Source organism: Kitasatospora sp. YST-16 (genome assembly GCF_026802215.1).
Classification (GTDB): domain Bacteria; phylum Actinomycetota; class Actinomycetes; order Streptomycetales; family Streptomycetaceae; genus Kitasatospora; species Kitasatospora cineracea.
Genome location: NZ_CP113837.1, coordinates 3,804,908 through 3,827,946, shown reverse-complemented (window position 1 = coordinate 3,827,946; position 23,039 = coordinate 3,804,908). Strand labels below are relative to the sequence as shown.

Here is a 23,039-nt window from a genome sequence, read left to right as displayed (position 1 = left end):
GGTGGGGCCCGCGCCCGGGTGGCGGGCGCCGGATTGCTTGGGTGGACGGTGCGGACGGGACTCCGGACGCGCTACGGGCGGCCGGTGGACTTGCGGAAGCGGCGGACCGCCAGGAACGAGAACCCGGCGAACCAGGCCAGCAGGTTGAACACCGCGCCGGCCACGCTGGAGTGCTCCCCGTGGAAGGAGAAGCCGTCGTTCAGCGGGTACCGGGCCAGCGTCGCCACCCCGTACATCGGGGTGTAGCGGGAGACCTCCAGCATGGTGCCGCTGAGCGGGATGAACAGGTTGCCCAGGAAGGCCAGCGCGGTCATGGTCAGGCCCGGCATGTGCATCACCACGTCGGGCTTCATCGCCAGGCCCATCCCGATGCCGAGCGCGGCGAACACCGCGGACCCGACCCAGGCCACCAGCAGCGAGACCACCCACACGTTCGCGTCGGCGTGCGCCCCCGTCAGGGTGCCCAGCACCCCCACGATGGCGACCGGCACACCGGCCATCAGCACCGAGCACAGCACCTTGACCAGCAGGTAGCCGGGCGGGGTGAGCGGGCTCATGGCGATGGTCCGCATCCAGCCGACCGACTTCTCCACCGAGATGGTGGCGGCCGAGCTGACCGCCGCGGTGGCCGCGCCGTACACCGCCTGGCCGATCATCATCCAGGCCGCGAAGTTGCCGTGCGGCAGGCTCGCCCCGCCGGACGGGGCGGTGCGGAACAGCGCCAGGTACAGCACCGCGGGCAGCAGCACCGTGAAGATCGTGGTCTGGCGGTTGAAGCGCCGGCGCAGCTCGTACCGGACGAAGGTCGGGTTCACCCCGTTGAAGACCGAGGTGCGGGCGGCGGCGGGCGCCGGGACGGCGGCGGCCATCAGACGTTCTCCTTGCTGGCGGTACGGGCCGCACGGGCCTCACGGGCTTGCTCGGTGATGGCCAGGAAGGCCTCCTCCAGGCTGCGCGGCGCCACCTCGACGTCCCGGGCCTGGGTCTCGCCGACCAGCACCCGCAGCAGCGCGTCCGAGTCGGTGCAGGTGAAGTAGGTGCGGTCGCCGCGCACGGTGCTGGAGCGCACCCCCGGCGTCCGGGAGACCAGTCCGGCCTCGTACGGGCTGAGCACCGCCGAGACGGTCCGGCCGCTGGTCGCCGCGCGGATCGAGGAGGCCGAGCCGTCGGCCACCACCACGCCCTTGTCGACCATCACCACGCGGTCGGCGAACTGGTCCGCCTCCTCCATGTAGTGGGTGGCGAACATGACCGTCATGCCGCGCGCCGCGTCCTCCCGGACGGCCGCCCAGAAGTCCCGCCGGGCCACCACGTCCATGCCGGCCGTGGGCTCGTCCAGCACCAGGAAGTCCGGCCGGGACAGCAGCGCCAGCGCGAACCGCAGCCGCTGCTGCTCACCGCCCGAGCAGGCCGCCACCCGGCGGGAACGCAGCTCGGTGATGTCCGCCCGGGCCATGCAGCGCTCCGGGTCCGCACCCGGGTGCAGCGAGGCCAGCATGTGCACCGTCGCCTCGACCGTCAGGTCCGGCAGCAGCCCGCCGGACTGCAGCACCGCCGCCACCCGGCCCGCCCGCACGGCCTGCTCCGGGTCCGTCCCGAACAGCCGCACCTCTCCTTCGTCCGGGCGGGTCAGCCCGAGCAGCATGTCGATCGAAGTGGTCTTGCCGGCGCCGTTCGGCCCGAGGAACGCCACCACCTCGCCCCGCCGAATCCGCAGATCCAGCCCGTTCACCGCGGTGAACACCTCGCCCTTGGCATTGCTGAACCGCTTGACGACACTGGTCAGTTCAGCCGCCAGGGGGTCGGACGCCGTCCCCCTCGGCTCCGTTCGGTTCTGGTAATCGATCATCATCCGAGTCCTCACGATTCGGCGGAGGTTCGCCTCTTTGTGAGCACCACTCTCCTGGCCGCCCCTATCCCCCCGAACCGACCCGCCTATCGGCCCCCTATCCCCTCCCGCACCCGCCCGCCGGGGCCCCGCCCCCAGCCGCCCCGACACGCCGGAGGCGGCACCCCGACCGCTCCGGGGCACCGCCTCCGACCAGCACCGTCACCGTCAGACCCCGACGACCTCCACCCCGGCCTCCAGCCCCCGGAAGTCGTCGACGTTGCGGGTGTACAGCGGCAGCCCGTGCGCGGCGGCCGTGGCCGCGATCATCAGGTCCGTCCGGCGCGGCCGCGGGTTCCGGTTCGCCCGGACGGTGAGCGCGACCAGGGTGCCGAACCGCCGGGCCGCCTCCCGGTCGAACGGGAGCGCGGCGAACTCCGCCTCCACGTCCGCCAGTCGCTGCGCCCGCGCCATCATCTCGACCGGGTCGCCCGCCAGGGCCACTCCCTGGGCCAGCTCCGCGAACACCACGGTGGAGACCGCCGCCTCCAGCGGCAGCGACTCCGGGTCGATCGACGGAAGGTCGATCACCACGCAGGTGTCCAGCATCCCGCGCACCCTGCGACCGCTCATCCGCGTTCCTCCGGCCCGTCGCCGACCCGGTCCTCGCCGCCGAAGAACTCGTCCGCCTCCGCCCGCATCCGCGCGGCGTCGACCGCCGGGGCACCGCCCCACTTGCGCCGGAGCTCGTCGACCGGCACGAACCGCCGACGCGAACCGAGCGGGCGCACCTCGGCGATCTCGGTCCCGTTCCGGGTGACGTGGTAGGTCTCGCCCGCCTCGACGTCGTCCAGCACCGCCTTGGACCGGGCGGCGAGCTCCCGCTGCGTGATGGTCTTCATCCTCCCAGCGTAATACGACGCATGACAGTGCGCTACGCCCGCGCTCCCCCGGCGGCGACCCGGTCGGCCGGGTGGCTGCGGTCGACGAGGGCGTCACCGCCCACCGCCCCCTGCCACGGTCCGACCTCCGAGCGCGCCGCCGGCCGGCATCTCGCCCCGAACGTCATCCCACCTCCGGTAGGATGGATGGCATGAGCGGTAGCAAGAAGTACTCGGTCAGCCTCCCCGAAGACCTGGCCGAGACCGTGCGCAGCCAGGTGGGCCCCGGGGGGTTCTCGGCGTACGTCGCGGAGGCGCTGGAGCAGCGGGTGGCCATGGACCGGCTGCGCGAGATCGTCGACGACTTCGAGACCGACAACGAACCGCTCACCCGCGAGGAGATCGACGCGGCCCGCGCGGTCCTACGCCACCACGGCCGCTCCTCCGCCGACAACGCGGCAGCCTGATGCCCGGCACGCTCCTGCTCGACAGCGAGGGCCTCTCCCGCCTCTACCTGAAGGACCGCCGGGTCGCCGCGCTCGTTCAGGCCGCCACCGAGGAAGGCGTCCGGATCGGCACCACGGCGATGACCGTCATCGAGGCGGACTACGCACGCATCCACCCGGCCCGCATCCGCTGGGCCCTCTCCCGCATCGACGTCCACGGTGTCACCCGCGAAGTGGGTGACCGGGCGGCAGCGCTGCTCCGCGAGCACGGTCTGCACGGCCACAAGTACGCGATCGACGCCGCACTCGCCGCGATCGCCCGCTCCGTTCCCGGGCCGGTCACCGTCCTCACTTCCGACCCGGAGGACCTGACGCTGCTCTGCGGTCCCCAGGTCGTGGTCGTCGGCCTCTGAACCCGCCGCCGCCCGACGCCCCGTCAGGGTGCCGACAGCGGTACGTCCTTGCTGCGGTCGAACGCCTGGACGGGCGTCATGGGGCCCTTGTAACCGGGCAGTTCGACGGTGCCCTCGTGGCCGACCTTGGCGCAGCCGCTGGTGTCGTCGGCGGTGGAGGCGTCGGCGCCCTTCAGGAGGGTCTTCGGGTCGGCGGGGGGTGCGGACGGGGCGGTGCCGCCGGTCCCGGACGGGTAGCTGGTGCCGGTGGTCCAGTCGGCGCCGATCAGCAGCTCGATCGAGCTGCCCTTCCCGGCCTGGACGGCGCTCGCGGGCAGTCCCAGGGCGGCCGCGACCTGCTGGGCCTCGGCCTCCTTGCCCGCGGGGTGGGTGACCGTGGTGTGCTCGGCGGTGGTGCTCGGCCCGGTGTCGGTGCCCTTGGCGAAGCCGTCCTGCCGGAGCGCGTCGACGAGCGCCTTGGCCCGTCCGGTGACGCCGGTGCCGTTGCGCACCACGACGGTGATCCCGCTCCGGTCCGGTCCGGTCGCGGCCGGGGGCGCCGACGACGGCGCGGACGGGGCGGCGGGCGCGGACGGGGCGGTGGAGGCGGCCTCGCCGGGCTGCGGGCCGCCGCTGAGCGACTGGTCGTTCCCGATCGCCCGGAACAGCTCGGTCGCACCCGGGCCGATCAGCCGCCGGCTGTCGTTCGCCGGGTCGTGGATGATCTGCATGGTGGTGAAGGTGATCCGCTCGGACGGCACCTTGCTGATGTCCTGGCCGAGGCCGACCAGTTTGGTGATGCCGTCCAGCCCGGGGTCGACGGTGAGCGCCTTGGTGGCGGCGTCGGCGAGCGAGAGCAGCTTGCCCGGGTCGGTGAGCGTCCCGGCGCCCTTCAGCTGGCGGACCATCGAGCCGAGGAACAGGTGCTGGGCCGAGGACCGGCCGGTGTCGGTGCCGTCGCCGAAGCCGTGCCGGGTGCGGACGAACTGCAGCGCCGCCATGCCCTGCAGGGTGTGCTCCCCCTTGGTGAGCCGCAGGTGCGAGTACGGGTCGTACACGTTGTCGCTGACGCACACCGGGACGCCGCCCACCGCGTCCGACATCTTGATCACGCCGGTGAAGTTGACCTGCACGAAGTGGTCGATCGGGAGGTCGGTGAGCTTGCGGACGGCCGCCACGGTGCAGCCGGGGCCGCCCTGCAGGGTGGAGTTGATCATGCCGCGCTGCGCCTTGAAGACGGACTTGCCGGCCTTGTCCTTGCAGCCGGGCAGGTCGGTCACCAGGTCGCGCGGGATGCTCATCACGGTCGCGTTGCTGCGGTCCGCGGAGACGTGCAGCAGCAGGTTGACGTCGGCGTTGGCGCCGCCGCCGCAGTCGCCGCCGATCTGGCAGTCCTCCGGGTTGTCGCGCGAGTCGGAGCCGATCACCAGCACGTTGATCGGGGTGCGGCCGAAGGCGTCCGGCACCTCCTTCCCGGCGTCGCCCTCCTCGCCCGCGAACAGCGGCGCGTTCTGGATGTTGGCGTTCAGCCGGTAGTACAGGTAGCCGCCCGCGCCGGTGGCCAGCACCACCGCCCCGGCCGCCGTCCACAGCACCGCCTTCTGCCAGCGCCGCAGCCGCCGCCGGCCCCGCCGCCCCTGCCGCCGGGCCGCCTCCCGCCGCGCGGCCCGGCCCCCGGACCCGGCGCCCGGCTCCCCGTCCGACCCACCGCCTGGCCCGCCGCCCGGTATGCCGTCGGGCCCGCCGCCACCCGGTGCGCCGTCCGCCGCCCCGCCCGGTGCGCCGTCCGCCCGCCGACGGGCTCCCGGCCCGGCGTTCCCGGCCTGTCCGCGTATCACATCGCACCCCCGTGACCCGGCCGTTCCGGGTTGTCACCCCTATAGATGCACGGCCGGCACCGCATGTTTCACGGGTTTTCCGAACACTTCGCCGAACACTTCCCGCCACCCCCTCCCGCTCGCCCGCCGGGCCGTCAGGAACCCGGCACCCGGCACCCGGCACCCGGCACCCGGCACCCGGCACCCGGCACCCGGCGGGATCCCACCGGGTTCCCACCGCCCGTCAGAAGCCCGCGGGATCGCGGACCAGCGGGCAGGTCATGCAGTGCCCGCCCCCGCGCCCGCGGCCGAGTTCCGCGCCGACGATGGTGACCACCTCGATGCCGGCCGCGCGCAGCAGCGCGTTGGTGGTGGTGTTGCGGTCGTAGGTGACCACCACGCCGGGTTCGAGCGCCACCGCGTTGTTGCCGCTGTCCCACTGCTGGCGCTCGGAGGCGTAGACGTCGCCGCCGGTGCCGATCACCCGGAGCGCGGGCAGGCCGAGCGCCTCGGCGACCACCGCGGTGAACGCCCGGGAGCCCTCGTCCACCACCTCGACGCCGGGGGCGCGGTCGGTGGGGTAGAGCGAGAAGGCGTGCACCCGGTCCATGATCGCCGGGTAGAGGGTGACGGTCTCCCGGTCGGCGAAGGTGAAGACGGTGTCCAGGTGCATCGCGGAGCGCAGCCTGGGCATCCCGGCGACCACCACCCGGCGGGCCGCGCCCGCGGCGAACAGCGCGGCGGCGACCTGGGTGATCGCCTGCCGGGAGGTGCGTTCGCTCATGCCCATCAGCACCAGGCCGTTGCCGACCGGCATGACGTCGCCGCCCTCGAAGGTGGACTGGCCCCAGTCCCGTTCGGGGTCGCCCCACCAGACGGTGGCGCCCGCGAAGTCCGGGTGGAAGGCGTACACCGCCTTCATCAGCAGCGTCTCGTCGTGCCGGGCGGGCCAGTACAGCGGGTTGAGCGTGACGCCGCCGTACAGCCAGCAGGTGGTGTCGCGGGTGTAGAGGGTGTTGGGCAGCGGCGGCATCAGGTACTCGCGCACGCCGGTGGCCTCCCGGGCCAGCGCCAGGTAGCCGGAGCGGAACTCGCCGGGCAGGTCGGCGGTGGCCAGGCCGCCGACCAGGGACTCGGCGAGCGCCGCCGGGTCCAGGGTCTCCAGGTAGCCGCGGGTGCCGTCGACCAGCCCCAGCCCGACCTGGTCGGGGACGATCTTGCGGTCCAGCAGCCAGTCCCGGGCGCCGGGCACGGCCATGGTCTGCGCCAGCAGGTCGTGCAGTTCGACCACCTCGACGCCGCGCCCGGTCAGCTCGGCCACGAAACCGGCGTGGTCGCGCTGGGCGTTCTCCACCCACATCACGTCGTCGAACAGCAGGTCGGCGGCGTTGCCGGGGGTCAGCCGCCGGTGCGCGAGCCCCGGCCGGCAGACCAGCACCTTGCGCAGCCGACCGACCTCGGAGTGGACACCCATCGCAGTCGTCACAGCAGTCCTTTCACAGCACGGCGGACACCGGCCGCTCCGGCGCCCGGAGGACGTCGACCGTCCCCGCGTTCCCCGGGCACCGGCCGTCCCGGCGCCCGGCGGGTCTCACAGGCTGATCCACCCGGCCGCCAGCGCCACCACGCCCAGCACCGCACCGGCCGCGGACACCGCCAGCACCACCGCCTCGCGCGGCGAGAACAGCCGGCGGCCCTGCTCGCGGCGGGCCATCACGAACAGCACGGTGGCGGGCGCGTAGACGATGAACGACACCAGCAGGTACGTCCAGCCCGCCGCGTACACCAGGAACGCGGTGTAGCCGGTGGCCAGGCCCGCCACCAGCAGCGCGCCCGTCCCCGAGCGGTCCTGCCGGGCCACCCGCACCGCGTAGCCGGCCGCCAGCAGGTACGGGATCAGGCTGAGCGTGCTGGTCAGGTCGAGCGCGAAGTCGAAGGCGTCGTCGGAGAAGACCGTGACCACCAGCATCACCTGCGACAGCGCGGTGGTCAGCAGCAGCGCGGGCACCGGCACGTCCCGGCCGGTGGTGCGGGCCAGGAAGCGCGGCATGTCCTCGTCCTTGGCGGCGACGAACAGCACCTCGGCGGCCATCAGCGTCCACGCCAGGTACGCGCCCAGCACCGAGACGATCAGCCCGACGCTGACCAGCACCTTCCCCCAGGTGCCGACCGCCGCCTCCAGCACGCCCGCCATCGAGGGCTGCCGCAGCGCGGCGATCTCGCTCATCGGCAGCAGGCCGTAGGAGACCACCGTGACCGAGGCGAACACCGCGAAGACGCTCAGGAAGCCGAGCACGGTGGCCCGGCCGACGTCCGAACGCCGCCTCGCGTGCCGGGAGTAGACGCTGGCGCCCTCCACCCCGAGGAAGACGAACACGGTGGCCAGCATCGTCCCGTGCACCTGGTCGTACAGCGAGCCCGCGTAGGAGGCGCCCCGGAAGTTGGCGGCGAACACGTCCGCCTTGAAGCAGAACAGCGCCAGCACCACGAACACCAGGATCGGCACCAGCTTGGCCACCGTGACGACCCGGTTGATCATCGCGGCCTCCCGCACGCCGCGCCGCACCAGCAGGAAGAACCCCCACAGCCCGGCCGAGGAAAGCACCACCGCGAACGCGGTGTCCCCGTCCCCGAGCGCCGGGACCAGCGCCCCGACCGTCGACATGATCAGCACCCAGTACGTCACGTTGCCGACGCAGGCGCTGGCCCAGTAGCCGAACGCCGAGAAGAAGCCCAGGTACTCGCCGAAACCCGCCTTCGCGTACGCGTACACGCCCGCGTCCAGCTCCGGCCGCCGCACCGCCAGCGCCTGGAACACCAGCGCCAGCATCAGCATGCCCGTCCCGGCGATCAGCCAGGACACCAGCGCGCCCAGCACCCCGGTCTCCTGCGCGAACCGCCCCGGCAGCGAGAACACGCCCGCGCCGACCATCGAGCCGACCACCAGCATGGTCAGCGTCCGCAGCGTCAACTTCGCCGTGCCGACCGCCGGTTCCCGGACCGCCTCCTCCGCCACCACCCGCGCCACTCCCTCCCGCTGACCGCTCCGCCCGGCCGCCGCCCGGCCGCCGCCGCGGGCGGAACGCTACCAATCCGGCGCCCCCTTTGCCCCGTTATGCCCGCTCCCGCGCGCCACCCCTCCCCCGCCCGGCCGTAGCCTGATGACCCGTCAACCCTCAACCCGCCGACACCGACCCCAGGAGATCCACATGGCACCCACGCACCAGGGCGGACCACTGCGACTGGTGGTCACCGGCGGCGGCACCGGCGGGCACACCTACCCCGCGCTGACGGCGGTCCGGGCGCTGCAGGAGCGGCTGGCCGCGCAGGGGCGGACGGTCGAGGTGCTCTGGATCGGCACCGCCGCCGGCCTGGAGGCCCGGGTCGCGCCCGCCGAGGGCATCCGCTTCGCCCCGGTCGCCACCGGCAAGATCCGCCGCTCCTCCAACCCGCTGAAACTGCTCTCCCCGGCGAACGTCCGCGACATGTGCCGGGTCCCGCTGGGCGCCTGGCAGGCCCGCGCGCTGATCACCGAGTTCCGGCCGGACGTCGTCCTGGCCACCGGCGGGTACGTCGCGGTGCCGGTCGGGCTCGCCGCCCGCTCCTGCCGGGTCCCGCTGGTGGTGCACGAGCAGACGGTCCGCCTCGGCCTGGCCAACCGGCTGCTCGCCCGCGCCGCCACCCGGGTCGCCGTCTCCTCCGAGTCGACGCTCCCCCTGCTCCCGAAGTCCGCCCGCCCCACCGCCGCCGTCACCGGCAACCCGGTCCGCCCCGCCGTCCTGGCCGGCCACCCCGACAAGGCCGTCGCCGCCCTGGGCCTGGACGGCTTCGACCGCACCCTGCCCACCGTCTACGTCACCGGCGGCGCCCAGGGCTCCGCGCAGATCAACACCCTCGTCTCCGCCACCCTCCCCTGGCTCCTCGACCGGGCCAACGTCATCCACCAGTGCGGCCCCGCCAACGAGCCCGCCCTGCGCGCCCACGCCGAAGCCCTCCCGCCCCGGCTGGCCGCCCGCTACCTCCTGACCGGCTACCTCGGCGCCGAACTCCCCGACGTCCTGGCCCTCGCCGACCTCGTGGTCAGCCGCAGCGGCGCCGGCACCCTCGCCGAACTCACCGCCCTCGGCAAGGCCGCCGTCCTCATCCCCCTCGCCTCCTCCGCCGGCAACGAACAGGCCCACAACGCCACCCACCTCCACCGGTCCGGCGCCGCCACCGCCCTCCTCGCCCCCGTCACCCCCGACCACCTCCGCACCGCCCTCACCCCCCTGCTCGCCGACCCCCACCACCGCCAAACCATGGCCACCCACTCCCGCCACCACGGCCGCCCCGACGCAGCCCAACACCTGGTCGACGTCCTCCTCACCACCGCCACCCCCTGACCCGACGCACGCATCCAGCCCGCGGACGTCGAAGGCGAGGACTCGGTGACCCGCGGCGGGTCGGTCGAGCGAACGTGAAAGTGCCCCAACCCGGGGCAGGAAGCCAGGACATCGACCGTTCCGGTCCGAGCCCGGGATCAGATCTGGACCACGTGAACGTCCTGGGCGTCCAACGCCTTCAGGTAAGCCGTGAGGTCAGCCGGGTCGCTGGTGAAGACCACAGCACTGCCGTGCCGGGCCGCAGTCAGCGCGACCAGGGCGTCCGCGGCGTCCGGGCGCTTCTTCGGAGGCAACTCCGCCGCACCGAGCACGCTGCCGATACGCTGCCACTCCGCCAGATCCGGCCCGGTCGCACACATGATGCAGACCGTCTGTCCGGCAGGAGTGGGACGCATCGCCAGGGCCGAGCTCCGCGCCTGGGGCACCGTGCAGTCCTTGAGGACTGCGGCCATGGCGTGCACAGTGGCGGGACTCGGCCGCCACACCTGGGCGAGCACCGACCCGAGCACGACCGCACGATGCGGTGTGCCCTTGAGACCGGCGTGCAGCCGTACCGCCTTGGGCTTCCGGTCAGCGAGCGCGATCAGCATGCCGGTGTCGTAGACCGGCACCCGCACGATCACGTGGCGTTGCCCGGACGGGCCGCAGGAGCATCCGCGCCATAGATGAGCTCCATCGCCTCCGCGACCTCCCGGCGCTCCTCCTCCGTGAGGTCCTCATCGACGACGTCGGGCAGCGGAGGCAGTTCAGCGGCCTCCGCCTCCGCTGCGGCGATCACCGCGTCGATCCGCGCGAACTGCGCCTCAGCGGCTTCCGCCTCGGCCATCTGCCGGGTAGCAGCGTTGACGAGATAGGCCGAAACATCCAGGCCTGCACGCTCGGCGTGCTCCCGGATGCGCTCGGCATGATCGCGGTCGAGGCTGATGCTGATCCTGGTCTTGGCCATGCAGTCAGTGTATGACGCGTATTACGGCCAGCCAAGCGCCTTCCGCCCGACGACCACCATCAGGACACCCCCTCCGGTCCGGGCTCCGAGACTCGCTCGCCGCCCCGAAAACACATGTCCCCGAAACAAAGAGCCACGCGACCACTCCCCTGACAGCACGTCAGCACACCCGCTCACGCACGCACCCGCAAAAAGCACGACAGCACCCGGGCAAGCGGATCAGCCCGGGTGCTGCGGCAGTCAGAGGCGGTGTGATCGCCTCGCATCAGGTGGGCCGCCAGGGGTTCGAACCCTGAACCTACGGATTAAAAGTCCGCAGCTCTGCCAATTGAGCTAGCGGCCCGCGGCAGGCGTGGACCGGGTGGGACAGCGCCTGCCGGGGTGATCCTACCTGGTGCCCGGTGGGGGAGGGCCAGCGGATTGCCGGGCGGGTCGCGGGGGGCGGCGGGGAAGCCGACGGAGGGTCAGGGGGTGGGGAGGTGGGCGGCGCGGACCCGGTGCAGCCAGGCTTCGGCGGGGCGTTCGTCGGGGGCCGCGGGGAGGGTGCCGGGGCGGTCGAAGCGGGCCGCGGCGTCGGCGAGCAGGGCGGTGGCGTCCTCGGGGCGGTCGGCGTAGCGCTCGCCGAGGGCGCGGACGTGCTCGGGGTCGGGGAGCCGGATCTCCAACTGCCCGGTCTCGTGCAGGCCGACGCCCTGGCGGACCAGCCGGACCAGGTGCCGGGCGTGCTTGGCGGCCCTGGCCCGGCCCGCCGGGTCGGTGCGGTCGCGGGCGGCGAGCTTGCGCAACTGCTGGTCGGCGTAGCCCAGGTAGGCGCGGCGGACCGCCGGACCGGACAGGAAGGACTCCCGCAACCCGATCAGCTCCTCGCCGAGCGGCGTCCGAACCTCGTACAACTCCCCTGGCAGCCAGACGAGTTCGGTGGCGGTCGGGTTGCCGTTGAGCGCCAGCCGGCACCACTTGGCGGCCTCGTGCAGCGTCCGGTCCGGGGCGGTGGTGACGTGCGACTCGACGGGCCGGTGCAGGCCGTGGAAGGCCACGGTGGGCGCGGCGAACAGCCCGAGCCGGTCGAGGTCGGAGCCGGCGTGCGCCAGCCCGTACGCGGTGGAGCCGACGATGCCGGAGAGCAGGACGTTCACGGGCGACGCCTCCTCGGCGGGCGCGGACGGACAGGGGCGGAAGTGGACCGGATCGGCCGGAAGCAGCCCCGAAACGGTCAGGAGCGGCCGGGAAAGGACCGCCCCCGCAGTCTCGCCCGCCGCGCCCCGCCCGCGCGAACGATTTCCACCCGCCGACCGCCCCGCCCCGCCCCCACGCGCACCGAACCCTCAGTCCCCGTCCGGCAGTTCGAGCGGCAGGTAGCCGTACCCGACCGACCCCGGCACGCCGTCGCGCAGGCCGTCCAGCAGTTCCCGCGGCGGCGTCGCGTACACGGTGGTGTAGTGGTGCTCGCCGAGTGCCGGGTCGTTGGCCCAGGCGGGCCGCTCCTCGGCGGGGGTGGTGGCGAAGTGCCCGTCCGCGCCGTTCCGGTTGCCCCGGCCGTCCAGCCGGACCCACCACGAACTGCCGGGCAGCAGAACGCCGTTGAGCCCGTGCAGCACGTCGAGCTTCTGGTAGCACAGGCCGGCCGGGATGCCGTTGGCGCGCAGCAGGGCGGCGAGCAGGTGCGACTTGCCGTGGCAGATCGCGTTGCCGGCGGCGAGCACGTCGGAGGCCCGGTAGGCGGCCGACCAGTGGCCGACGTCCGCCGAGTGGTCGATCCGGTCCCGGACGTGCTCGAACACCGCCTCGGCGGTCCGCACCGGGTCGGCCCGCCGCAGTTCGGCGGCGAGGGCGACGATCGCGGGGTGGTCGTGGTCGACGACGGCGTCGGCGGCGAGGTAGGCGGCCAGGTCCGGCCGGTCGGTGCGCAGCGGGCCGTGGGGGGAGACGGAGAGGTCCATGGCAGCGATGCTCGACCGCCGACTGCACGGCCCGCAAAGGGGTTTCACCCGGTGGGATAGCGTCGGCGGCAACACCGTCGTGGACGAAGGAGCGGTCGGCATGACCCAGCAGGACATGGCGCAGGACGAGGTGCTGGTGGTCACCGGCGGCGGTCGCGGCATCGGCGCGGCCACCGCGCTGCTCGCCGCCGGACGCGGCTACAAGGTGTGCGTCAACTACCGCAGCGACCAGGAGTCGGCGGACGCCGTGGTGGCGCGGATCCGCTCCGCGGGCGGCACCGCGATCGCCGTCCGCGCGGACGTCTCGCACACCGCCGGGGTGACCGCGCTGTTCGACACCGTCGACCGCGAACTCGGCACCCTCACCGCGCTGGTGAACAACGCGGGCACGCTGGAGAAGCAGAGCCGGCTGGACGAACTCGACGAGGGCCGGCTGAACCGGATCTGGGCGGCCAACATCACCGGCCCGTTCCTGTGCGCGGCCGCGGCGGTCCGCCGGATGTCCACCCGGTACGGCGGCCGGGGCGGGGCGATCGTCAACGTCGGCTCGGCGGCGTCCCGGCTGGGCTCGCCGAACGAGTACGTCGACTACGCGGCGTCCAAGGGCGCGCTGGACTCGATGACCACCGGGCTGTCGCTGGAGGTCGCGGCCGAGGGCATCCGGGTCAACGCCGTCCGCCCGGGCCTGATCCACACCGGCATCCACGCCCTGGGCGGCGAGCCCGGCCGGGTCGACCGGATCGGCCCCAACCTCCCGATGGGGCGCGGCGGACAGCCCGAGGAGATCGCCGAGGCGATCCTCTACCTGCTCTCCCCCGCCGCCTCGTACGTCACCGGCGCCTTCCTGGACGCGGCCGGCGGCCGCTGACCGCACCACCCTTCCCACCGCCGGGCCATCCCACCGCCCACCCACCCCGCCGCCGAACCGGTACCAGCCCGCGCCGGTACCGGTTCGGTGAACGCCCCGGCCCGGCGTCGGCCCCTGCCCCTACCGTGGAGCGCATGACCGAGACCGAGATCGCCGCCGCGCCGTTCCTCGACATCCCCGACGTCCCCAACCTCCGCGACGCCGGGGCCGGCGTCTACCGCCCCGGGCTGCTCTACCGCTCGGCCACCCTCAACCACCTCACCGACGAGGGCCTGCGGCGCTTCGCGGAACTCGGCATCCGCACCGTCCTGGACCTGCGCAGCACCCCCGAGGTCGCCCAGTACCCGGACCGCCTGCCCGACGGCGTCGACTACCTGCACCTGCCGATGCTGCCCGACCCGGCCACCACAGACCGGCTCTGGCCCGAGGACCAGGCCGCGCTCTACCCGTTCATGGCCGAGACCGGCGGCATCGCCCTCGCCGCCGCCGTCCGCGCCCTGGCCAACGGCGCCCCGCTGCTGGTGCACTGCGCCGTCGGCAAGGACCGCACCGGCCTGACCATCGCCGTCCTGCAGACCCTGGCCGGCCTCCCGCTCGACGCCGTCACCGCCGACTTCCTCCGCTCCAACGCCGGCCTCGGCCTCGACCGCGGCCCCGTCCCCTACACCGACGCCGCCGGAGTCGAACGCCTCTCCCGCCCCGTCGAAGCCGCCCACCTGCACGCCGCCCTCGACCACGCCACCACCCGCCACGGCTCCCTCACCGCCTACCTCCGCAACCACGGCGCCACCGACCCCGACCTCACCACCCTCCGCACCCTGGGCCCGGCGTGACGACACTCCACCAGCCGCTCACCGAACCCGAACTGCTGGCCGCCCTGCGCACGTTGAACCGGTCCGGCCTGCGCGGGGGCGGTCGCGCCCCGCACAAGCCGCTGCTGCTGCTCTGGCTGGTCGACCGGTTCGCCGCGTCCGGCAACAGCGAGACCCGGTACGAGGAGGTCGCGGAGCCGGTCGGCCGGCTGATCGCCCAGTACACCGCTGCCGTCTCGACCCCCGACGACGAACGCGCCGCCCTGCCGTTCCGGCTGCTGGAGGCCGAACTGTGGGCGGCCACCGACGCGTTCTCCCAGCCGCTGCCGGAGCAAGCGAGCCACCGCCGACTGCTCGACCTGGGTGCCCGCGGCCGCCTGCGCCCGGCGGTCGAGGAACTGCTGGGCGACCGGCGCGTCCTGGACCGGGTCCGCACCCTGCTGCTCGCCGAGGCGATCGGCAGCGACACCGGCAGCGACAGTGACCCCGGCACCGGCAGCGCCCTGGAGCAGTCCGTCCGGGACGCCCTGCCGCCCGCCGAACCCCGGTACCGGCAGGAGACCCGGCGGGTCCGCGACAGCCGGTTCGCCCGCGCGGTCCTCCCGCTGTACGGGAACGCCTGCGCCGTCTGCGGGTTCAGCGGCCGGATCGGTCCGGCCCCGGTGGGCGTGGAGGCCGCCCACGTCCACGCCCACGCCGACGGCGGGCCGGACGTGGTGCAGAACGGCATCGCCCTGTGCGCCCTGCACCACGCCCTGTTCGACCAGGGCGTGCTCGGGCTGACCGAACACCTGACGATCATGGTCTCGCCGCACTTCACCCACACCGGTGACCACCGGGGCCCCGCGGTCACCGCTCTCGCGGGCCTCCCGGTCCGGCTCCCCGCCGACCCCGGGCACCGGCTCGCCCCGCAGTACGTCGCCTGGCACACCGAGCACGTCTTCCGGCACTGACCGCGCCCGCCCCGTCCGACCCCGCCCGAGTGCCCCAACCGCCGTTCCCCGTCCGGTGGGCGGCTCGTTAGGAGCGTTACCGTGGGCAGTGCGCCCACCGGCGCGCCCACCGGCGCCCCGCCGGAACGCCCGGTCCGCTACCCGCCGTCCACCGCCCCACCGCTCACCGCCCCATCACCCGTCGCCCCACCGCCACCCGCCGTGATCCGTCGTGAAGGAGTCCGTCCCATGGCCCGTTTCCCCGCCACCGCCGCCGTCGCCGCCACCGGGCTGATCGGCGGGTACGCGACCGCCCGGTTCAGTGGGCGGCGGGAGTGGGGCGGGGCCGTGCTGGCGGCGGCCGGGGCGACGGCCGCGGTGCGCTGGGGGCGGCGTTCGGGTGCGCCCGCCGCGGCGGGGCTGACCGCGCTGTACCTGGCCGCGTTCGGCGGCTCGCACCCATGGACTAAGGAACACACACTATGTGTCTAGTAGGGCTGTGAAGTGAGCGCTACGCCACGGCGCCGGTGAGCGTCTGTGCGCCCGGGTAGCTGTAACCGGTGTCGGGGAGCCCCGCCGAAGCGGCCTCAAGCGCCTTCCGCCGGGCGTCTTGCTGCTCAGCCTCCCAGCGGAGCACGTACAGCGGCACCACACGACCAGCGGCCGGACGGGGGTCTTCCAGCGGGCTTCCGGCGGTCTGAGCCACGGTGCGGCGGGTCTGCTGGGCACGAACCTGCCTAACCCGCATCTCCAGTTCGTCCGTCCGCCGGGTCACAGTGGCACGGCTGTAGTCGGTCGGGGGCTTGCGGAGCTTGGTGCCCGGCTTGATCTTGAGTGCCAACGCGCGGGCCGGAACTGGCGGGCGGTTGGGGGTGGCCGGTCGAACGGCGGGGGTCGTGGGGGCGGGCTGTGCCTCGTGGTCGATCTGAGCCCAGCCCGCGCGGCGCTGTCCGCGAAGCTCAATCACGTACGGCTCTATCGGCCGGTCTCCGGCCCGGTGACGGCCGGTCGGCTCGTCGCCAGAAAGCACCCATGCCACGGCAAACGCCACAGCCAGGCAAAATACCCAGACAATCGCCCAGGCGCTAAAGTTCGTCATGTCGGAGCCCTCCACGGCTTCGGCCATGCCCCGGGGGTGTTACCAGCACCCGCCGGGGTCTCTGTTTTGTTGTGAGTCGAACGGTATTCGCGGGTGGCGAATCTGTCCACCCGTCAGCCCCGTCCGCTCCGGCGGTGAGCCGGAACGAACGGGACCTTCGAGCCCTACCAGGGGCGCCAGCGGGACGGCTTCGGCTCCGGCGCCGGCTCATACCCGGGCGACTTCGCGGCGTCCACGTTGGACACGCCCCGGCCTTCCGCCTTCTCCATGGCCAGCTCCCCCCGGTGCATGGCCTCTTCCTTGGACCGGGCGCGTACGGTGGCCTTAACCGGCTTCTGAACCCGGTTCGGGTCGCGGACGAGCCCGGTCGTCTGCCACGTGCTTTCTCCGTCCCCGGATTCCTCCGGTTCCTTCGACCTTCCCCACGCCATGGATCACGTCCCGATCGTTGCCGCCCACCGGCCCCGGGACAGGCGGATCGTGCCGTCCGGGTCGATTCGGGCCTTGCTGCCGTACAGGGGAAGTCCGCCTTCGACTTCGCGCCAGTTCCGAATCCGCTCCAGGTCTTCCCAGAGCCGACGCGGCCCGCTCTGGTGAACCGTCGGCGGCTCGAAGCGCTCAGCCTCCGCCCGTGCCCACGATCCGTCAGGGTGCACGAGGTAGGCCGTGCGCTTCCCGGGTCGCTCTTCGAAGTCGATTTCCACGCCCGGCGTGTTGATCGTGAGCATGGACCAGACTTCCCAGTTGTTGCGGATATCCGCGACCGGGTACCGGTACCCCTTGACCTCTTCGCCTTCGCCTTCCCGGGCCGCGCGGAACAGGTGCTCCAGGGTCGGCGGGTAGGTCGGACCGTGGCGGGTGGTCATGAAGCCCGCCCAGTCTCGTTCGATCACGCCGGAGGCGCCGCCGTCCGCGTCCTTCCAGGCGGTCAGGATCAGGGCCGTGTCGGCGATGGTGGTCACGAGCCGTCCACCACGGCGGAGTGCCTGGAGCCACGAGGCCGGAACGGGGCGGGCGGACACCGTGGCAACGATCCGGTCGTAACTCCCGGGGATCGGCCCCGTGGCGTCCAGGGTCAGGAACTCCGGGTGCAGCCCCATGCCGTTGAGACGGACCTTCGCCGCGGCGGTCAGGTATTCGTCCACGTCCACGCTCGTCACGTGGTTGTCGCCCACCCTCAGGGAGGCAATCGCGGTCAGCCCGCCGGCCCCGGTGCCGATATCCAGCACGTGGTGTTCGGCGTTGATCCGGGCGTGCCGCAGCATCTTGACCACCAGCGCCGTGAGCGTGGCGGAACTCGTGGTGCGGCCGGTCGGAATGTCGTCCGGCGTGGCATGGTCCGCGTGGAGTCCGCCAACGCTGGTGACGACGGATTCGTGACCGTAGGCCCGTCGCGCCCACAAGTCCGGGTCCTTCTCGCCGACCTGGAGTCGCCAGCTCCCACCTTCGGCGGGCTCCCACCATCGCGGCACCAACAGGTGTCGGGGCACCTCTGCGACCGGCCTTCGCCACCGGGAATCCGGGTCGGTCGTCTGTGCGGCCAGTTCCGCCGCGTACTTCTGCCAGTCCATGTGTGAATCCTGCCTAGTACTTCGGGGCGCACGCTTCGGTGTTCGCGGGAGAACAGTCGTTGCTGTCGTTCGGCGGGCAGCCGCCCAGCAGCACGGGGACGGCGGAGAATTGCGGAACGCACTTCGGCGGGGAGTAGCCGGGGCTGCAACCGTCGCTGTCGTTGGGCGGGCAGCCTCCCAGCGACACGGGAGCGAAGCCGTACGCCGGGCCGCATGCCTCCGTGTTCGCGGGGCTGCAATCGTTGCTGTCGTTCGGCGGGCACCCCTTCATCGTGGCCTTCGGCGGGATGCTGGCAGCCACCTTCGCCCACTGGGGGCTTTCCAGGACGGCCCGGAGCCCGCCGGGGTCCTTGACGTTGCCGCCTTCCAGCCACCGGCCGATGACGCACGGGGCAACGGTTCCGTCGGGGAGGATGGCCAGCCGTCCGCGGGCGCAGTTGCCGCACAGCGCGTTCATGGTCGGCGGCTGACCGTTGCTGGCCCGTCCAACCCCCCGGGCATCGTCCAGGGTGATCGCCTGGACTCCCAACGCGCGCAGCTCGTGAACGGCCAACTCCTCAAGCTGTCCGTCGTGGCAGCGGACGACTCCGGCCCGGATCGGGATACCGCTCTCGATGGCCTTGACGATGTTGGCCCGGGTCTTCGCGTGGCTTCCCGGCTTGTTGGTCACCCGGTCGTGCTCGCCGGCGTTGACGGAGTAGTACGAGGTGGCCAGCCGGACGCCGGGGCGGGAGAGGGTTTCCCAGCCCTTGCCGGTGATGTGGAAGAGGTTGGAGAAGACCTCAACTTCCCGCTCCAGGCTCAGGGCGTGGTCCACGAGGTCCCGCCAGCCCGGGAACGCCGTCGGTTCCCCGCCGATCAACTGAACGGCCCTGATACCGAGTTCGGCGCACTCGGTGATCACCGTCTTCCAGTCGTCCAGGGTCATCGTGCCGTGGGGCACCTCCGGGCCGGAGTTGTTGAAGCAGTGGTCGCACCGGAGCTGACACGTGTTGGTCAACTCCAGTTCGGCGGAGTGGGGCACGTTGAGTACGCGGCTTTGCGGGAGTTCCATGAGCGCGGTCACTGGTGGTTCCCTTCGGTGATGGGTGCGGCTACCGGACCAACGGCCCGGTACGGATGGCGAGTTGGGTGCGCGGTTCGGTCAGTACGGCTCCAACGGCACGATGCGGACGAAGGACGCGCGGCACGGCCGTTCTTCCGGGTGCTGGTGGCCGGTGATGACGCCTTCCACCAGTTCCACGGGCCGCCCGCACCCCTTCGACGGGCAGGTAATCAACGTCGTGTCGCCCACGTAGGAGGGGCTGCACTGAGTAAGGGTCCAGGTGTAGTCAGGGACGGCGCCGGCCTGTCGTGCCGCGTTCGTCCGGGCCTCTTCGAAGGCACCCGCAATCTGAGGCATGGACGAGCTGGTGAGTGCCGCGTTCACCCACCCCGGAAACGTGGGGTCGGTGACCTGGAGAAACCACTTCCCGCCCTCCGCCCGGGTCGCGCGGTAGGTCTTCCCGGGAAACTCGGTGAACTCCTGCGGAACTTCCCCGAGTTGGCTCAGGGCTTGTAGTGCCGTCTGTAGCGCTCTCCAGGCTTCCGCGATCACCGGCGCCCGGTCGGGCTGGCGGTCGGGCTGGCGGGCGCGCTTGCGTCGGTGCTGGGCCACTCTGGTCACATTCTGTCGTTGTGGTGCTGCCCCGCCCCGGTCGTCCGGTCTGACCGTTGCCCGTCACCGGGGCGGGGGGTGGTGTCCCGTCCTGAGGCTTGATTCCCGAACTCCTCAGGACGGGGGCTTGTGGGCGGGGTCTATACCCCGGCGGGCTGGCCATGGACGAGCAGCGGCAAGCCACCAACGGGCCGGTCCAGGACGCGGAGAGCTTCGATCACCCGTCCCGGGTCGTCGGCGGTCTGGTAGGTGATCTCCGCGGGGTCGATCCACTCCGCGCGGACGGCGCCGCTTTCCTGGACGAGTCCGGCGGTCACACGGGCGGCCTTGAAGTCCGGCAGCGCGGGCACCCCGAAGACGAAGACGAGCCCTTCGGCGTCCTCACCTTCCGCGGGAACGTGGTCCACGGCCACGATCCGCCAACAGTCCGTGACAATCCCGGACTGCATGAACGTGAACCGCATCGCGGCCTCGTGGGGTGCCTCGTTGGGTTCCGCGAAGCCGCCGGGGAGACTGAGCTTGCCGCTTCCCCCCGCCGCTTCCACCATGAGGACGCGCCCCTTGGAGTTGCGAACGAGCGCGCGGCTGTCGATCCAGCGGCCCGGCGGGTTGGTGGCGTTGGCAGGGGTCAACGCTGCACTCCTTCCAGGGAGTTGAGCGGCCTACCCCGACCCGTGGGGAGGGGGAGCCCCGTCGTCATGACGTGGGTCGGGGCAGGCGGACTAAGGGGGGCGGTGGAACGACCAGCGGCCACACCACGACTCCAGCGGCGGAGAAAGGTGCGCACTCGAAGGGCTTTCGCGCCCGGAGCCGTCCACCGCTCCACGTGGTGGTTGATGAGTGCTTGCCGACACCAGCGGCACGCCCAGATGACGAGCGGCTTGCCGTCAACGGTGAGGTCCCCGACTTCGGTCACCTCTCGGACGAGTTCGCACTTGAAGCACGTTCCGGGCGCCCAGATGATGCCCGGGACGCGCGGGGGAAGAACGCCGGTCTCGAAGGTCAGCACCGTCACGGCGTCTCCCGCTGGTGTCGGCGCTCCGCGGCACGGCGCATGAACGGTTCGGACGCGGAAACGCCCGTCATCGTGGACGCGGCGAAGACCAGCAGGAAGACAAGCACCTTCACCGACCCCACCGCTTCGGGGATCAGTAGGGTGACCGCCTGTGCCAGTCCGGCACTGACGAGCACGACAACCACGGTCGCAACCACCACGTCCAGCGGTCTCGACTCCGGCGGCCTCACGAGACGTCCCGGTGCGGAAGTCGGGAGTCGGTGAGGTTAGAGTCCCGGTTGCGCTCCCGAAGCCGCGCCTCAAGCTCCGTCGGTCCCTTCGTGATCCACTCCGGGGGAACGCGCCACTCCGGCCCCCCACGGAGCGGCCGGAGGTGAACGGCGCCCGCGAAGAAGTCCATGAACACCCCGACCCGCTTGGTTCGCGCGTCGGTGACCAGCTCCCCGCGCTCCGTCGGCTTGTAGGGCTCCGCCGGCGGTATCGGGGCGGACGAGACCCGAACCAGTCCGTCAAGGGACCACTCGTCGGGGTCGCTGGGGGTCTGAGGTGCAGTCATGGGGCTTTCTCCGTACGGCTGTTCGGCTCCGCTCGTCTTCACCGTGAGTGGTCCCAACGTCGCACGGCGGCGCTACCCTTGGAAGCGGCGGCATGTCCTCAGACCCTTTGAGGACGTGCGGCGTGTCCACAAACCGCACCGACGGCACGGGGTGTCAGCGATGGCCGCTCAAGAACGCGCTCTCCAGCCTGAGCGGTCCGTTCGGGACCTCTTCGGTTACGAGCTTCGGGAAGCCCGGAAGCGTCTCGGGCTGTCGCTCGTCGCCCTTTCGAAGCTGACCACGTACAGCAAGACCCATCTCGGGAACATCGAGACGGCTGACAGAGAGATCCCGCCGGACCTACCCGCCATGCTGGACAAGCACCTTGGCACGGGCGGGCTCTTCGGCCGGCTCTACCGGCTCGTACATCTGGAGAGCTTCCCGAACTGGTCGCGGCGCTTCATGGAGTTGGAGCAACTGGCCTCCTACATGCGGAAGTACGTCGCGGGTAGCTTCCCGGGCTTGTGGCAGACGGCGGAGTACGGTCGCGCGGCCATCCGGTTAGGTCGTCCCCGGGCGGACGAAGAAGAGGTTGAACGGCTGTGGGCAGCCCGCGCCGCGCGACAAGAGATGCTGTCGGGTGATCTTCCGCCGTTCCTGTGGGTGGTGCTGGACGAAGCCGTTGTCCGCCGGTGGATCGGCGGGCCTGAGGTGATGTACCGGCAGATTGAGCACGTCCTCAACATCAGCCGGGGTCCGAACGCTGTCGTCCAGGTACTACCGTTCAACACGGGCGGTCACGGAGCGATGGGCGGTTCGATAACCCTGCTGGACTTCCTGGACGCACCCCGGGTTGCCTACCTTGAAGGCGCCGTCTCCGGTCAACTCCTGGAGTCCCCGGAGGAAGTGCACAAAAACGCCCTAACATACGATCTCGTGCAAGCGGCAGCACTGCCGCCACAGGAGTCGCAAGAGTGGCTTCTGCGCGCCATGGAGGAGATCCGAGCATGACCACCGCGCACCCCCCATCCATCACCGACGTGGACGCGCAGCGGGCGGAGTGGTTCAAGTCCAGTTACAGCACCAACAACGGTGAAGGTGACTGTGTTGAAATCTCCGGCACCTTCACCGCGTCCCACGGCGTGATCCTCGTTCGAGACAGCAAGGACCCGAACGGCCCGTTCCTGCGCATCCCTGCTACCGGGTGGGCCGCCTTCGCGGAAGCCGCCGCACAAGGTGACTTCGGCGAACTCTGAGCCCCCTCCGACCCGGAGGCCCCGCTACTCGCTGGTGAAGTAGCGGGGTCTCCGCATGTTCGGACCTACGCGGCTGCTGCTCTCTCCGCGCCGTCCTCACCGTTCGCCAGCTCGTCCAGCAGCGCCGGCAGCCACCCGTGTTCGCCCCACTCACAGCCGGTGAACACGTCCCACTGCCTGTACTGCCCCAACTGGTCACTCCAGACCCATTCGGCCATGCCCACCAGCCGACCGGATCGAACTTCCCGCGCTTCCAGACGGAAGGACGGGTAACGCTTCGTGAAGGTGCGGAAGGTTCGCGCCGTCCGCATGCCCTCACTCCTCAGCACGCCGTGCAAGTCCTCACACGCCGTGATCTCCAGACCCCCCAGCATGACGACCGGCTCCGGGCACGGCTCCCACGTGACCAGCTCCGGGCTCATGTTGTTGGGCACGCTAACCGTAATGCTCGCCACGTAGGGCACCGGGTGCGTCACCATGCGTAGATATTAGGCCAAGCGTTCGAGCTGCGGAAGGGGATATTCCGTGAAGATGTTTACTGACGAACCATCAGTCAAACGAGGCGCCGGAAGGCCCAGCCGTACACATACAAGGACGCTTGACCAGCGGAACGGTTGCAACCCACTTTTTTGATCATGGGCATGTCTTGACCATGGCTTAA

Annotated in this window: 29 protein-coding genes and 1 tRNA gene; 9 read left to right on the top strand and 21 right to left on the bottom strand. The window is 72.0% G+C overall.

Annotation, left to right across the window (positions count from 1 at the left end; all coding sequences use genetic code 11):
* Positions 1-71: 71 nt before the first annotated feature.
* The 4 genes from OU787_RS17575 to OU787_RS17560 all read right to left on the bottom strand — a co-directional run bounded on the left by OU787_RS17575 (position 72) and on the right by OU787_RS17560 (position 2,730).
* Entirely contained in the window at positions 72-869 is a 798-nt protein-coding gene (locus tag OU787_RS17575; protein ID WP_035955325.1) for an ABC transporter permease, read from the bottom strand.
* Positions 869-1,849 (bottom strand): ABC transporter ATP-binding protein, encoded by a 981-nt coding sequence (locus OU787_RS17570; RefSeq protein ID WP_030460284.1) that lies wholly within the window; start codon positions 1,847-1,849, stop codon positions 869-871. The genes OU787_RS17575 and OU787_RS17570 overlap by 1 nt, the downstream gene beginning before the upstream one ends.
* 207 nt (positions 1,850-2,056) lie before the next feature.
* Complete coding sequence (locus OU787_RS17565; protein ID WP_268659934.1) at positions 2,057-2,461, bottom strand: PIN domain-containing protein; 405 nt, start codon at positions 2,459-2,461, stop codon at positions 2,057-2,059.
* Positions 2,458-2,730, bottom strand: coding sequence for a type II toxin-antitoxin system Phd/YefM family antitoxin (locus OU787_RS17560; protein WP_268659933.1), 273 nt, complete (start codon positions 2,728-2,730; stop codon positions 2,458-2,460). Before OU787_RS17560 ends, OU787_RS17565 begins: the two co-directional genes overlap by 4 nt.
* A 191-nt stretch (positions 2,731-2,921) precedes the next feature.
* Here OU787_RS17560 and OU787_RS17555 point away from each other — a divergent pair, with 191 nt between their 5' ends.
* Both OU787_RS17555 and OU787_RS17550 read left to right on the top strand, forming a co-directional pair.
* Positions 2,922-3,176 (top strand): hypothetical protein, encoded by a 255-nt coding sequence (locus OU787_RS17555; protein ID WP_268659932.1) that lies wholly within the window; start codon positions 2,922-2,924, stop codon positions 3,174-3,176.
* The gene (locus OU787_RS17550) at positions 3,176-3,568 is read left to right on the top strand and encodes a DNA-binding protein (RefSeq protein WP_268659931.1); all 393 of its coding nucleotides are present in this window, start codon (positions 3,176-3,178) and stop codon (positions 3,566-3,568) included. Before OU787_RS17555 ends, OU787_RS17550 begins: the two co-directional genes overlap by 1 nt.
* A gap of 23 nt (positions 3,569-3,591) precedes the next feature.
* On the opposite strand, the gene OU787_RS17545 is transcribed toward OU787_RS17550, so the two are convergent.
* The 3 genes from OU787_RS17545 to OU787_RS17535 form a co-directional block, all read right to left on the bottom strand.
* A complete protein-coding gene (locus tag OU787_RS17545; protein ID WP_268659930.1) occupies positions 3,592-5,142 on the bottom strand; it encodes an LCP family protein in 1,551 nt (516 codons plus the stop codon).
* A 466-nt stretch (positions 5,143-5,608) separates the two neighbouring features.
* Complete coding sequence (locus OU787_RS17540) at positions 5,609-6,838, bottom strand: arginine deiminase (protein WP_268661882.1); 1,230 nt, start codon at positions 6,836-6,838, stop codon at positions 5,609-5,611.
* Positions 6,839-6,955: 117 nt separating this feature from the next.
* Complete coding sequence (locus tag OU787_RS17535; protein WP_442788632.1) at positions 6,956-8,314, bottom strand: basic amino acid/polyamine antiporter; 1,359 nt, start codon at positions 8,312-8,314, stop codon at positions 6,956-6,958.
* 259 nt (positions 8,315-8,573) lie between these two features.
* Here OU787_RS17535 and OU787_RS17530 point away from each other — a divergent pair, with 259 nt between their 5' ends.
* Positions 8,574-9,746, top strand: a complete 1,173-nt coding sequence (locus OU787_RS17530; RefSeq protein WP_268659928.1) for a UDP-N-acetylglucosamine--N-acetylmuramyl-(pentapeptide) pyrophosphoryl-undecaprenol N-acetylglucosamine transferase — start codon at positions 8,574-8,576, stop codon at positions 9,744-9,746.
* Between the two features lie 137 nt (positions 9,747-9,883).
* Here the strand turns inward: OU787_RS17530 and OU787_RS17525 are convergent, their stop codons facing one another.
* The 5 genes from OU787_RS17525 to OU787_RS17505 all read right to left on the bottom strand — a co-directional run bounded on the left by OU787_RS17525 (position 9,884) and on the right by OU787_RS17505 (position 12,632).
* Positions 9,884-10,357, bottom strand: coding sequence for a hypothetical protein (locus OU787_RS17525; RefSeq protein WP_268659927.1), 474 nt, complete (start codon positions 10,355-10,357; stop codon positions 9,884-9,886).
* Between the two features lie 8 nt (positions 10,358-10,365).
* Entirely contained in the window at positions 10,366-10,692 is a 327-nt protein-coding gene (locus OU787_RS17520; protein WP_268659926.1) for a ribbon-helix-helix protein, CopG family, read from the bottom strand.
* A gap of 270 nt (positions 10,693-10,962) precedes the next feature.
* Positions 10,963-11,035: transfer RNA gene (locus OU787_RS17515), tRNA-Lys, on the bottom strand.
* Positions 11,036-11,156: 121 nt separating this feature from the next.
* Positions 11,157-11,828, bottom strand: coding sequence for a nucleotidyltransferase domain-containing protein (locus OU787_RS17510; protein ID WP_442788486.1), 672 nt, complete (start codon positions 11,826-11,828; stop codon positions 11,157-11,159).
* 189 nt (positions 11,829-12,017) lie between these two features.
* Positions 12,018-12,632 (bottom strand): transglutaminase-like domain-containing protein, encoded by a 615-nt coding sequence (locus OU787_RS17505; RefSeq protein WP_268659925.1) that lies wholly within the window; start codon positions 12,630-12,632, stop codon positions 12,018-12,020.
* A 100-nt stretch (positions 12,633-12,732) separates the two neighbouring features.
* Between OU787_RS17505 and OU787_RS17500 the strand changes: the two genes are divergently transcribed.
* From OU787_RS17500 to OU787_RS17485, 4 genes are all read left to right on the top strand, one after another.
* A complete protein-coding gene (locus OU787_RS17500) occupies positions 12,733-13,500 on the top strand; it encodes an SDR family oxidoreductase (protein ID WP_268659924.1) in 768 nt (255 codons plus the stop codon).
* 134 nt (positions 13,501-13,634) lie between these two features.
* On the top strand, positions 13,635-14,333 hold the full coding sequence (locus tag OU787_RS17495) for a tyrosine-protein phosphatase (RefSeq protein ID WP_268659923.1): 699 nt from the start codon (positions 13,635-13,637) through the stop codon (positions 14,331-14,333).
* Positions 14,330-15,265: a phosphorothioated DNA-binding restriction endonuclease gene (locus tag OU787_RS17490; protein WP_268659922.1), complete on the top strand. Its 936-nt coding sequence runs from the start codon at positions 14,330-14,332 to the stop codon at positions 15,263-15,265. The genes OU787_RS17495 and OU787_RS17490 overlap by 4 nt, the downstream gene beginning before the upstream one ends.
* 228 nt (positions 15,266-15,493) lie before the next feature.
* A complete protein-coding gene (locus OU787_RS17485) occupies positions 15,494-15,736 on the top strand; it encodes a hypothetical protein (RefSeq protein WP_327059393.1) in 243 nt (80 codons plus the stop codon).
* A 19-nt stretch (positions 15,737-15,755) separates the two neighbouring features.
* On the opposite strand, the gene OU787_RS17480 is transcribed toward OU787_RS17485, so the two are convergent.
* From OU787_RS17480 to OU787_RS17445, 8 genes are all read right to left on the bottom strand, one after another.
* Positions 15,756-16,370 carry a hypothetical protein gene (locus OU787_RS17480; protein WP_268659921.1) on the bottom strand — a complete coding sequence of 205 codons (615 nt, stop codon included), beginning with the start codon at positions 16,368-16,370 and terminating at the stop codon, positions 15,756-15,758.
* A 137-nt stretch (positions 16,371-16,507) separates the two neighbouring features.
* Positions 16,508-16,633 (bottom strand): hypothetical protein, encoded by a 126-nt coding sequence (locus OU787_RS17475; protein ID WP_268659920.1) that lies wholly within the window; start codon positions 16,631-16,633, stop codon positions 16,508-16,510.
* 144 nt (positions 16,634-16,777) lie between these two features.
* Positions 16,778-17,914 (bottom strand): 50S ribosomal protein L11 methyltransferase, encoded by a 1,137-nt coding sequence (locus tag OU787_RS17470; RefSeq protein ID WP_268659919.1) that lies wholly within the window; start codon positions 17,912-17,914, stop codon positions 16,778-16,780.
* Positions 17,915-17,927: 13 nt separating this feature from the next.
* Positions 17,928-18,980 carry a radical SAM/SPASM domain-containing protein gene (locus OU787_RS17465; RefSeq protein WP_268659918.1) on the bottom strand — a complete coding sequence of 351 codons (1,053 nt, stop codon included), beginning with the start codon at positions 18,978-18,980 and terminating at the stop codon, positions 17,928-17,930.
* Between the two features lie 78 nt (positions 18,981-19,058).
* Positions 19,059-19,571 (bottom strand): hypothetical protein, encoded by a 513-nt coding sequence (locus OU787_RS17460; protein ID WP_268659917.1) that lies wholly within the window; start codon positions 19,569-19,571, stop codon positions 19,059-19,061.
* A 140-nt stretch (positions 19,572-19,711) separates the two neighbouring features.
* Positions 19,712-20,203, bottom strand: a complete 492-nt coding sequence (locus tag OU787_RS17455) for an NUDIX domain-containing protein (protein ID WP_268659916.1) — start codon at positions 20,201-20,203, stop codon at positions 19,712-19,714.
* Between the two features lie 379 nt (positions 20,204-20,582).
* Positions 20,583-20,786, bottom strand: a complete 204-nt coding sequence (locus OU787_RS17450; RefSeq protein WP_268659915.1) for a hypothetical protein — start codon at positions 20,784-20,786, stop codon at positions 20,583-20,585.
* 26 nt (positions 20,787-20,812) lie between these two features.
* Positions 20,813-21,142: a hypothetical protein gene (locus OU787_RS17445; RefSeq protein ID WP_268659914.1), complete on the bottom strand. Its 330-nt coding sequence runs from the start codon at positions 21,140-21,142 to the stop codon at positions 20,813-20,815.
* 160 nt (positions 21,143-21,302) lie between these two features.
* Here OU787_RS17445 and OU787_RS17440 point away from each other — a divergent pair, with 160 nt between their 5' ends.
* Positions 21,303-22,133, top strand: a complete 831-nt coding sequence (locus OU787_RS17440) for a helix-turn-helix domain-containing protein (RefSeq protein WP_268659913.1) — start codon at positions 21,303-21,305, stop codon at positions 22,131-22,133.
* The gene (locus OU787_RS17435; RefSeq protein WP_268659912.1) at positions 22,130-22,378 is read left to right on the top strand and encodes a DUF397 domain-containing protein; all 249 of its coding nucleotides are present in this window, start codon (positions 22,130-22,132) and stop codon (positions 22,376-22,378) included. The genes OU787_RS17440 and OU787_RS17435 overlap by 4 nt, the downstream gene beginning before the upstream one ends.
* A 65-nt stretch (positions 22,379-22,443) precedes the next feature.
* Here OU787_RS17435 and OU787_RS17430 read toward each other — a convergent pair whose 3' ends face one another.
* The gene (locus OU787_RS17430) at positions 22,444-22,857 is read right to left on the bottom strand and encodes a hypothetical protein (protein WP_268659911.1); all 414 of its coding nucleotides are present in this window, start codon (positions 22,855-22,857) and stop codon (positions 22,444-22,446) included.
* Between the last annotated feature and the right edge of the window lie 182 nt (positions 22,858-23,039).